Origin of the sequence: Natronomonas sp., assembly GCF_036625485.1 — an archaeon.
Lineage (GTDB): Archaea > Halobacteriota > Halobacteria > Halobacteriales > Haloarculaceae > Natronomonas.
In genome coordinates, this window is sequence record NZ_JAZKTR010000091.1 from 1 (window position 1) to 10,307 (window position 10,307).

The window sequence follows — 10,307 nt, forward strand, 5'->3', positions numbered from 1 at the left end:
GCAGGGAGGCACCGCGACTGGAAGGAGGCGCGCATATTTTCACCACGTTTTTGCCGAGAACCGGGTCGTGCCCCTCACGGGCGCGACCCGTGTTCTCGTGCAAAAAGTGGGGACGTAACCGGCCGACTTATCCGACTCAATCGCCACCCACCGAACATGGAGTGTCGGCAGTGCGCATCGTCGCTGGAGCGGCCGGGCGACTACTGCCTGGTCTGCCGCAGTGCCAACACCGACACCGTCGTCATCGACTGCGAGCGGGAGCGTGCGACGGTCACCTGCCTGCTGGAGGACGAAATCGTTGCCCAGCGGACGATCACGACGAAGGAGGAAACCGACGACCGGTGGGTGACGGCCGAGCGTCGCAACTACGCCGGCCGCATCGCCGACGAGGTCCGGCGCAAACGGCCCGAGGAGGTCTACGCCACCGGCGACCGCGAAACCGTCCGGGCGACGCGCGCCGAACTCCACTATCCCTTCTACCGCGTCGAGGACGACGACCCCATCGAGGCGGTCCGTCGAAAGCGCGGCGACACCGCCCTCGAAGTCGTCGAAGCCTCTTTCCAGGAGAAACTGGGCGGCAGCCACTCGACGGTCATCGGCGGCCGCGACGGCCGGCGGGTCCTCCAGACCGTCGCCGGCCACCCGCACGTCAAGAAGCTGATTCCGGGACCCATCGACGCCGGCGGCTCCGGCTCCCGGACCGGCGTCCGGGCGAAGGTGACCCGCGCCGACGACAACGGGAACGTTCGCCTGCTCATCCGCGACGGTTCCAGCGTCCAGGAGAACCGCGTCGTCACGACCGCTGGCGACCGCGAAGTCGGCGAGCACGTCCGCGACGATCTCAACGAGGTCCTCCAGGAAGCCGAACTCACCGAGTGAAACGCCCGCGAGCGTTTCTATATGCCAGCGTAAAGACTCGACGAAGGCAGGTTCGTTCCGCGCTGGGAAGTGCAGGTCGAGGGTCTTCCTCGAAGCCGACGACGACCTTCATCGGCTCTACGTGTTCGACTTCAAGTAGAGCGTGGTGACTGGCACTCATCAGGACGAGAGATACCAGCCGAACAGAAGCGGAGCGAAAAGCAGGGTTAGCGGCACAGCGATCCAGACCTGCCCGGCCAACACGTCGTACTGACCGAGCGTCACCGAGACTGGCGTCCCCTCGACGTACCCGACTACGAACTCGAAGCCGACGGTCAGAACGGTCCACAGGACGCCCACGACCACCAGTTCGCTCTGCGAGTAGTCGATGGGCGTCCGGGAGAAATAGACGAACGAGATGACGAGAATCGCACCGACCAGAAGCGCCGTACTGAGGACGTGCCCGCGATAGGACCCGATTCGCGGGATGAGAACGATCTCTCTGAAGCCCCCGTTCACGATGGCGACAAGCGCCATCACCACCCAGACGCCCAGCGGGTAGAGGAGGACACGCGGGCGAATCGACTGGACGTCCAGCGCCGCGAGTAACGTCATGAGTAGTACCGGTTCGCGTCACTCCGAGAAGATGATACCGGAAACGTCGACCGCAATATAGAAGAATCGCGAACCGTATTTAAGAAGGCCCGGCTTCGCTCTGCACCAGCCAGCCACCCTGGATATCGCAGGCCTCCCGTACCTCGTATTCGATTTCGGTGTCCTCGTCTACGCGGTTGCCGCCCTCGATCTCCTCGACCCGGAGCGGCACGTCCAGCGCGCTTCCACAGCAGCCGACGCCGACGAACTCCTCGAAGATCTCCCCCACACTCGCCGTCCCCATCGTTTTCCGTAGATACGCCCGGAACGACGGCTTTTCGACCTGAAATCGGCCCCATTCGCTCAGGTCGGCGGGATAGGAGACGAGGAGTCGGTCGATTGTGCTGTCTTCCGACATGCGTAGAACTCGGTTGTCGGCCAGTATAGGCCTGTCGGCGCTGTGCGACGGCGGAGCCATCCCCCGTCCTCACCGCAGTCCGAGGAGGTCCAGCCCACCGAATCGGAAGAGGAACAGGTAGAGTTGCGCGAGGCCGGCGACGACGAGCAGGACGCCGGCAGCCCGCGCCACCCGGCCGGTGTTCGCCGTCAGGCGGCCGATGATATGGGCCCGCCCGAGCGCCGCGAGGACGGTGACGGCGACCATGAGCACAGCCATACCGCCGGCGTAAGCCGCGAAGACCAGCACTGCCCCGACCGGTCCCGACCCGAGCGCGACGCCGGCGATGGCGACGAATATGGGTGCGGTACACCCGGCGGCGGCGACCGCGTAGACGATGCCGAAAAGCAGGTAGCCGCGCTTCGAGCGGCGGCGCTCCGGCAGGCGCACGTGGAGCGCCGACGGCGAGAGTCGACCGGTTACCATCGCCACGCCGAGTCCGACCAGCAGGACGCCGACGACCGCTTCGAGGACGGCGATATTGCCGAGCGCACGGGTGCCGACGGCCGCGACGACGCCAGCAAGGGCGGCGTAGACGAGGAAAAAGCCGAGGCTGGCGAGACCACCGACGGTTCCGGCCTGTCGGAGACGGCGTCCCCGGCTGTCCGCACCTTCGCCGTCGCCCAGATAGAAGGCGACGTACCCGGGCAGCATCGGGTAGGCACACGGGGCGAAGAAGGTGGCAACGCCCGCCGAGAAGGCGAAGCCGAGTCGGAGCGCGCTCGTATCGATCATGCCGTTGTCGCGCCGGCCTCCTCCAGCGCCGCGGCGATGTCCTCGGCGGCCGACAGCCCGACGTGTCGCCACACCTCCTCGCCGTCGACATCGAAGACGAGCAGGGTCGGAATCCGCGTCACGTCGAACCGGTCGTTCGTCCGCACCTCGGGGTCGATGGCGACCGACCACGTCCCCTCGTACTCCCGCCAGAACTCGCGTATCGCCTCGCGGTCGTCCTCGTTCGTAATCGAGACCATATGCACGTCGGGATACTGCCCGCGTATGTCCCGGAGTTCGGCCATCTGCGGCTTGCAGGGAGCACACCACGTCGCCCAGAAATCCAGCAGGGCGACGTTACCGGCCGGAAGTGGCTGGACGGTCCCGCCGGGCGAGCCGGCCACCTCCAGCCGTTCGAGTTCCATCCCGTCGTCATCGTCGCCCTCATCCGCGCCGAGACAGCCGGCGCTCCCGACGAGCGTGGCGCTTACTGCCGCTCCGAGGAACGCTCGGCGTCGTACCATACGGTGACGTTCGGAACCGACGGGAAAAGCCCCGAGGGGATTGTGAGGCCTTGTCACACAGTCGCGGCGCGGTTATGAGCGACAAGTCCTACTCGACGGGTATGCGCCGGCGAACCTACCTCTCCGTGGCCGCTGCCGTAGCGGCCGGCATGGCCGGCTGTGCGGACGGTTTGGACGCTGGAAGCGATGGTGACCGAACTACTGCCCCGGCCGTCGACGGCGACGTCGCCGTCGGCCCCGGCGGCGACATCGAGTTACCGGTGCCCGAAGATGAACTCCAGCGCGGTGCCGCGAAGGACGCCATCCCCGCCATCACCGACCCCGCCTTCGGCGAGGACTGGTCGGGTATCACGGTGACCGCACGCACCCAGTTCGGCGAGGAGGAGATCGAACCGCGACTCAACGATGACGACACCGTCATCGGCGTCACCCGGGACGGCGAGGCACGAGCCTACCCCCTTCGAATCCTCAACTGGCACGAGGTCGTCAACGACATCTTCGAGCCACGCTCGAAGGCTCGTCGGACGGCGTCCGACGGTGGTCTCGACGGCCCGCTTCTCGTCACCTACTGTCCGCTCTGTGGGAGTGCGATGACCGCCGTTCGGCGCGTCCGCGGCGAGGAGACGGCCTTCGGCGTCTCCGGGTTGCTGTTCATGGACGACCTCGTCATGTACGACGAGACCACCGAGAGTCTCTGGAGCCAGATTCTCGCGACGGCCATCAACGGCGAGGCAACCGGCGAGAGGCTCGAACTCGTCCCCTCGACGCTGACCACGCTCGCCGAGTGGCGCGAGGCCCATCCCGACACGAAGGTCCTCCTGCCGCCCCCGGAATCCGGCACCGTCGGCGCCGGCGACGGTACCCGAAACTACCAGCGGAACCCCTACGCCGGCTACGAGGACACCGACGCGGTCGGCATCAGCGGCCGGTCGGCCGAGGACGACCGCCTCCACCCGAAGGCGGAGGTCATCGGCGTCGCCACCGAGGACGCCGCCAAAGCCTATCCCACCGACCGCATCGTCGAGGCTGGCATCATCAACGACACCGTCGGCGACCTCCCGGTCGTGGTGACGACGACCCCCGACGACAGTCCCGTGGCCTACGTCCGCGAGGTCGGCGGCGAAACCGTTTCCTTCAGCGCCGACGGCGACCGCTTCATCGCGGCCGCCGATTCGCGATGGCTCCGGGCGACCGGCGCCGCCGTCGACGGCCCACACGAGGGCGAGCGCCTGACGCAGGCCAACGACATCTCGCCGCTGTTCTGGTTCTCGTGGGTCGATTTCCACCCGGATACCGACCTCTACGGTTCCTGAAGGTCGTCGCCGTACACGCTCGTCTCGGGGTTGAACGCCGACCAGCCCGTCCAGAACATCGGCGGGTGTTCGTTGGCCCGATCCAGTCGCGTTCCTTCGTGCGGCCCGTCGACGGCCCGGCCGGTCGTCAGTTCCCACCGCGAACCAGCGGCCGAGAGATGGCGCTCGTCTGTAGCCGAAAACGAACGGGCGCGACCGTCGATTCGCCGGTCGTAGGCGACGAGGGTGTCATCGGGCGCAACCGCCACCACGACGGGCATCCCGCCGACGGTGTCCTCGATGGGGCCCTCGGACGCAACCACGTGGAAGGGGTAGGCGCGCGTCTCCCCGCCGGCCTCGATGCCGACGACCAGCGTTCGGCCGCTCCCGGCGCCGCTTCGCTGGTCGTATCCGATAAGTTGGGATTCCCCGCCGTAATCGTACTTCTCGCTGAAATAGTCGTACGTCCGGTTTCGGCTGCCGACCGTCCCCGACCGCGGCGGCGGGAGCAACACCTGCGTCTCGGGACGGGCCTCGCGCCACTCGCCCCACGTCGTCAGCGTCGACGGGATGATGGTGAGTTGGTCACCGGTCCGGGGACCCCGGATGGCCGTCGCGAGGATCTGACTCCATCGGCTGTCGGTCGCCCTATCGTACATCACGAGGTCGTTGCGCCAGAGCTGTCCGGAGACGCCGAATATCGTCGGTTCGCCATCGACAAGTCGCTCGACGACGACGCTGCTGCCGCACAGGACGCAGTAGGTCACCGCGATGGCGCCACCCAGGCTATCGTTGACGATCTCGTGCCAGTCGAGGATTCGGAGCGGGTAGGCCCGCGCCTCGCCCGCCCGTTCGACGCCGATGACAGCCGCATCCGCGGGAAGCGTCGGGTCGTCGACGCCCTCGGGGTCGAGTCCGCTCCAGTCCTCGGCGAAAGCCGGGTCGTCGATGGCGGGGATAGCGTCCTTCGGAAGCCGCGTTTCGAGTTCTCCCGCCGGAACCGGCAACTCGACGTCACCGACCCGCGGTGGCTGCTCGCCGGCCTGCTCGCTACCCTGATAGCCGGCCGTACAGCCGGCTATCGCGCCCGTTCCCGCGGCGAGCATCTGGAGGAGCCGTCGGCGGTGCATACCCCTCGCTTGGGAACCGAAACGGGTAGCCTCTAAGAGAAGTGGCGCGGCGGACGCAAAACCGGATTTTCAGCGGGGCGAGTCGAGGCGGTTCGAGACGAGTCAGTCCGCGTGTTCGAGACGGTCCGTCTCACAGAAGCGCGTGAGGTCGATCTCGTCGGTCGCTTCCTCGGGCGACTCGTAGGGACGGTTCACGACGATGTTGCCGGCGCGCTGCTTGCCGATTTCGGGAAGCATCCGGAGTTCGTCCATCGAGGCGCTGTTGATGTCGAGGGGGTAGGGTACGCCCGAGACCGACCGGAAGCCGTGGTCGGTGACAGCCACGTCGATGGCCTGCCCGAGTTCGTGTTCGCCCGGGATGCCAACGAGCAGGGCGTAGGTGCCCAACTGTCGGCCGAAGGTCCTCCCGTCCTGGTGGTATTCGAGGTAGACGTTCGGCAGGACGGTCCCCGGCGGCGCGACGCGCTGGAGCATCGGGTTGTCGATCTCCTCCCGTACTTCCTGCTTGTACGTCTTGAACTGCTGTTTGTGGTCCTTGGCGATGTCGGCGCCCGTCTCAGCCATCTCGGTGCCCTCGAAGGCCATCACCTGTCGGATGTTGATACGACGGAGCATCAGGCCCTCGTCGTAGACGTCCTGCAGGAACTGCTTGTTGTGCTCGAAGGTCTCCGAGCGCTCGCCCTTCAGGCCGTGGACGAGGTTGATACCGGGTAGAAGTTTCGGCAGGCGGTCGGCATTGGGGTCGACGGAGGGGCCGCTTCCGGGTTCCTCGCCGGGGCGCCAGCCACCTTCCTCGTTGACGATACGGACTGCTTCGAGACACTCCTCGGCGGTCACCAGCAGGTTGTTCTCCTCCTGAACGAGCGGGTCGGCGGATTCGAGGCCGAACGCCGCGGTGTCGCCGGGTGTGTTGTGCTCGGCGATGATGCGGATTCCCTCCCGCGATTTCTCGGGGTAGTCCGTGATCGTCACGGGGTTCATGTTGTCGAGGTGCAGCGTCCCGAGGTCGGGGACGGCCTCGCGAATCCCGCCGTAGAGTTCGCGGAGGGCGTCGGGATTCGGCGCTTCGCCGTCGCCACCGTAGGCGAGGATGTCGGCCTGTCGGCCCAGTCGGAAGTGCCGGGCACCGTGGTCCGAGAGCCGGTCGACCTCCTCGACCACGGAGCGCGGCGTCCGGAAGTCCGGGTCGCCATACATCGGTTCCGTGCAGAACGAACAGCGGTACGGACAGCCCCGTGAGGTCTCCATCTCGCAGATGAGGTATTCGGGGTGGTCCGGGTGTTGTTCGATGATAAAGGCGCCTTTCGCGGCCCACCGGTCCAGTTCCTTGTTGTCGCGGTAGCGGTCCTCGAAGCCCTCCAGACCGCCGTGGACGAGATCGTAGACGGCGGCCTCGATGTCGGCCATCGCGAGGAAGTCGTAATCGAGGTTCTGCCGCTTCGTCTCGGTGGCGCCCTCGTTGGCCTCGCCGACGCCGAAGCGGACGGGCCCGCCCATGACGCTCGTGCCCTCGGCGGTCCAGGCGAGTTCCTTTACCTCGTCGGGTTCGGCGGGCGTCCCACCGACGTACTTGCCGGGGACCGTCATCCCGCCGACGTAGATGAAGAGGTCCGCGTCGGCGACATCGCGCTTTTTCGAGCGGTCCTCGCGGAGTTCGTCGATGGTGTGATACGTGATGTTGTCGGGCGCAACGCCCGCGTCGACGGCGGCACCGGCGGCGAAGCGCGGATACGTCGAAATATAGGGTGGCACGCCGAAATGCGCCGGCTCGTCGACGTAGCCGTCGACGAGCGTTACGTCCAGATCCGCCGGATCCTTCATACTCGGCCGGAGGGCATCGACGCGTAAAACGGATGCGGATGTGCCGCCGTTCCTACGGATTGGTGTAGTCTTTTCTCGGTCATCGCCGCCCCTTCTGGCGATGACCGGGAACTCGTTACAACGATCCGTATCAGACGTATATGTAGCCCTCACACGCCCGGTAGTCGTAGACAGGCTCGAGTTCCATCGCCACCGCCCGCGCGGTCGCGGCCGCCGCGACGATGCTGTCGAGGGCGTCGGCACCCGGCGCCTGTAACGCGGTCTCCCGCGTCTGGTCGTCGAGAGAGACAACGATATCCCCACGGTCAGATTCCAGCACGTGCAGGATCTCCGCGCGGCGCTCGACGGCGTCCTCGCCGGATTCTTTGTATCGGCCGTCGACCGTTCGGAGCCGACGGAGCGTCCCCGCCGGATACGTCTCGATGACGTTGTGCGTCCCGGGCGACTGCATCGGCGGGACGCGAACCGCATCCTCGGCGACCAGCGGCGCGAGCACGTCGCGAATCCCGTGAAGTGTCTGGTAATATGTGATGAAACTGTACGGCGAATTCGCCCTGACGGCCTCGTCGGTCCGGCGTTTCAATTCGACGCCCGATTCGTCGCTCGCCCGGCCACGCTCTTTTAATTCCTCGCGCATCGTCGGCGCGTCGGACTCGGCGAACGTCTCGGCGAACCAGCGGGTCGCGTCCGGCCACTCGGCCACGTTATCGGGAAGCAACGCCGCCGGGAGGCCGAACGATACGTCCACGCCAGTCGTGCCGGTGGCGTCTCCGAGCAGAGCAACGAGCGACGAGAGTACGGCCTCGCGGCCCCGTACCTCGAAGCGGTCGGCGGCCGACCGGCACGACGTGATCGCGAGCGTCCGGCCGTCGAGTCGCCCCTCGGCGACCCAGATGTCATCGCCCGGTTCGGCCGCGCCGCTGAAGTCGATGCCACGAACGTTCATACGTCGTTCAGGTACGCCGGGGACAAAACGCCGAGGCATTGATTAGCGTCACTCCCCTAGAGCCGTTCATGCCAAAGACGCTGGAGGTTTCCTGTACCCGAGACGATTGTAGTCTCGATATGTTCGAGCTCCACTACGAGTATTCGATGCCGGACGACACCGGAGTGGAGGCGTTCAGTTGTCCCTACTGCGGGGAAAGCGAAGGCCTCGAAGAGATCCACGTATGATTCGGGAGGTGGGGGAATCCATCGGCCGGACCGTCCTCGAAGGGATCGGCAGAGCATCCAGCCGCGTCCAGGAGCGGAAGGCCCTGCCCGTCGACCTGCTGGAAAGCGACGACGCCTACCTCGCGGTCTTCGACGCCCCCGGCGCGAGCGCGGGCGACGTGAACGTCGAGATGGTCGGCCGGACCCTCGAGGTCGACATCGAACGGTTCCGCGGCCTCCATGACGGCTACGACATGCGCTTCCCGGGCCGTGGCCTCGCACTCTACGGCGAGGTCGAGTTGCCCGAGGACGCGGACGTCGACGCCGAGGCCGCCGATGCGACGGTCACGAAGAACGGCACGCTCGAAGTGCTGATTCCGAAAAAGGGCGTCGACTCGGAGGACGAATCGGTCGACGTCACGAGCGACAGCGAGTCGGTGGGCGCGGACGACTCCGAAGCGGACGCGTAACGACCTATTCTTCGAGACTCATGCCTTCGACGATGTCGAAGTCCTCATCGGGAGCGAAGCGTCGGGGGTCGAACTGCGGTGGGGGCGATTCGCCCAACACGGCCTCGGCGAGGCGCTCGCCGATGGCCGGCCCGCGCATGAATCCGTGGCCCTGGAAACCGGTCGCGACGTAGATGCCGGGAGCGCGCTTGCCGACCAGCGGATGGCCGTCCGGCGTCGCGGTACAGAGGCCGGCCCACGACCGGAACTCGGGGACCGACTGGCCGACTGCCTGCTCGAGGTAGCCGGCGCAGTCGTCGACGAACCAGGCGTCGGCGCGTCGGTCCCAGTCGGTCGGATCCTTCGCTTCGGGGACGGTCCCGTCGCCGACGAACAGTCGGCCGTCTCGGGGGCGGAGATAGTAGCCGCCGGTCGCATCGTAGCACATCGGCACCGCCGCTGAAAGGGGTGTCTCCTCGGAGAGGAAAGCCTGCACGCGGTAGGCCTTCACGGGTATCGGCAGTCCAGCGGCCGCGACCAGCCGGGGGGTGTGCGCGCCCGCGGCGACGACGACGGCGTCGAAGGCGTCGCCGTTGACGCGGGCATCGGCGTCGATGCATGCGGGTGCATCGATTCGTGCGGGCGTCTCCTCACGGACGTCCGCGCCCGCAGCGATGGCGAACTGGGCCGTCTCGCGGGTGTAATTGCCCGTATCGACGTAGCCGGCGTCGTGAGCGATGGCCGCCCGCTCGACGTCGTCGGTGCGGAGTTCGGGCCAGCGCGCGTCGAGATTCGCGGGGTCGATGAACTCGACGTCCCGGCCCCGTTTCCGCATCCGTGGGACGTGTTCGTCCATCGCCTCCGCGTTGCGGTCGTCGCCCTCGCGGGCCAGCCACACGTACGGACAGTCGGTGATGGCGTCCCGTTCCCGGAAGGCCGCCAGCGCCGCCTCGGCGATCTCGGCGTCGAGCTTGCCGGCGAAGGCGTCGTAACAGACGCCGGCGGCGCGGCCGCTGGCACCGCTGGCGACGTCGCCAGCCTCGAAAACGGTCACGTCGGCACCCCGTCGGGCGAGTTCGGCAGCGGTCGTCGCGCCGACGACGCCACAGCCGACGACCGCGACCTCGGTGGATTCGGCCGGCGGCGCGGCGCTCATGGGCGAAAGACGTCGAGGCCACGGGCGGGATAGGCGACGACGTGGTCGACGCCCGCGGCTTCGAGGTCGGCAACCCGGTCGGCGACGGTCTCGGGGTCGCCGACCAGCGCGTAGTCGGTCGCGGCCTTCAGCAGGACTTCACGGGCGCGACCCTCGGCGG

13 protein-coding genes are annotated in these 10,307 nt (G+C 67.1%); 4 read left to right on the plus strand and 9 right to left on the minus strand.

Annotated elements, in window-relative coordinates:
- Positions 1 to 156 precede the first annotated feature (156 nt).
- Positions 157 to 879 (plus strand): DUF2103 domain-containing protein, encoded by a 723-nt coding sequence (locus V5A53_RS09720; RefSeq protein ID WP_332313407.1) that lies wholly within the window; start codon positions 157 to 159, stop codon positions 877 to 879.
- Between the two features lie 159 nt (positions 880 to 1,038).
- Here V5A53_RS09720 and V5A53_RS09725 read toward each other — a convergent pair whose 3' ends face one another.
- From V5A53_RS09725 to V5A53_RS09740, 4 genes are all read right to left on the minus strand, one after another.
- Entirely contained in the window at positions 1,039 to 1,473 is a 435-nt protein-coding gene (locus V5A53_RS09725) for a hypothetical protein (RefSeq protein WP_332313408.1), read from the minus strand.
- Positions 1,474 to 1,552: 79 nt separating this feature from the next.
- Positions 1,553 to 1,870, minus strand: a complete 318-nt coding sequence (locus V5A53_RS09730) for a hypothetical protein (RefSeq protein ID WP_332313409.1) — start codon at positions 1,868 to 1,870, stop codon at positions 1,553 to 1,555.
- Between the two features lie 69 nt (positions 1,871 to 1,939).
- Entirely contained in the window at positions 1,940 to 2,644 is a 705-nt protein-coding gene (locus V5A53_RS09735) for a cytochrome c biogenesis CcdA family protein (protein ID WP_332313410.1), read from the minus strand.
- A complete protein-coding gene (locus tag V5A53_RS09740) occupies positions 2,641 to 3,147 on the minus strand; it encodes a TlpA family protein disulfide reductase (protein ID WP_332313411.1) in 507 nt (168 codons plus the stop codon). Before V5A53_RS09740 ends, V5A53_RS09735 begins: the two co-directional genes overlap by 4 nt.
- Positions 3,148 to 3,248: 101 nt before the next feature.
- Between V5A53_RS09740 and V5A53_RS09745 the strand changes: the two genes are divergently transcribed.
- Positions 3,249 to 4,460 carry a DUF3179 domain-containing protein gene (locus V5A53_RS09745; RefSeq protein ID WP_332313412.1) on the plus strand — a complete coding sequence of 404 codons (1,212 nt, stop codon included), beginning with the start codon at positions 3,249 to 3,251 and terminating at the stop codon, positions 4,458 to 4,460.
- On the opposite strand, the gene V5A53_RS09750 is transcribed toward V5A53_RS09745, so the two are convergent.
- The 3 genes from V5A53_RS09750 to V5A53_RS09760 all read right to left on the minus strand — a co-directional run bounded on the left by V5A53_RS09750 (position 4,448) and on the right by V5A53_RS09760 (position 8,336).
- Positions 4,448 to 5,569, minus strand: coding sequence for a DUF3179 domain-containing protein (locus tag V5A53_RS09750; RefSeq protein ID WP_332313413.1), 1,122 nt, complete (start codon positions 5,567 to 5,569; stop codon positions 4,448 to 4,450). The two genes, V5A53_RS09745 and V5A53_RS09750, sit on opposite strands and share 13 nt — an antisense overlap.
- 102 nt (positions 5,570 to 5,671) lie before the next feature.
- Positions 5,672 to 7,390, minus strand: a complete 1,719-nt coding sequence (locus V5A53_RS09755; protein ID WP_332313414.1) for a radical SAM protein — start codon at positions 7,388 to 7,390, stop codon at positions 5,672 to 5,674.
- Between the two features lie 130 nt (positions 7,391 to 7,520).
- A complete protein-coding gene (locus V5A53_RS09760; protein ID WP_332313415.1) occupies positions 7,521 to 8,336 on the minus strand; it encodes a DUF429 domain-containing protein in 816 nt (271 codons plus the stop codon).
- A gap of 68 nt (positions 8,337 to 8,404) precedes the next feature.
- Here V5A53_RS09760 and V5A53_RS09765 point away from each other — a divergent pair, with 68 nt between their 5' ends.
- Both V5A53_RS09765 and V5A53_RS09770 read left to right on the plus strand, forming a co-directional pair.
- A complete protein-coding gene (locus tag V5A53_RS09765) occupies positions 8,405 to 8,563 on the plus strand; it encodes a DUF7559 family protein (protein WP_332313416.1) in 159 nt (52 codons plus the stop codon).
- The gene (locus V5A53_RS09770; RefSeq protein WP_332313417.1) at positions 8,560 to 9,012 is read left to right on the plus strand and encodes an Hsp20 family protein; all 453 of its coding nucleotides are present in this window, start codon (positions 8,560 to 8,562) and stop codon (positions 9,010 to 9,012) included. The genes V5A53_RS09765 and V5A53_RS09770 overlap by 4 nt, the downstream gene beginning before the upstream one ends.
- A gap of 4 nt (positions 9,013 to 9,016) precedes the next feature.
- Here V5A53_RS09770 and V5A53_RS09775 read toward each other — a convergent pair whose 3' ends face one another.
- Positions 9,017 to 10,147, minus strand: a complete 1,131-nt coding sequence (locus tag V5A53_RS09775; protein WP_332313418.1) for an NAD(P)/FAD-dependent oxidoreductase — start codon at positions 10,145 to 10,147, stop codon at positions 9,017 to 9,019.
- Positions 10,144 to 10,307 (minus strand): DUF7388 family protein (locus V5A53_RS14590; RefSeq protein ID WP_442928686.1); only part of this gene is annotated, 164 nt, incomplete at its 5' end. The genes V5A53_RS14590 and V5A53_RS09775, both read right to left, overlap by 4 nt.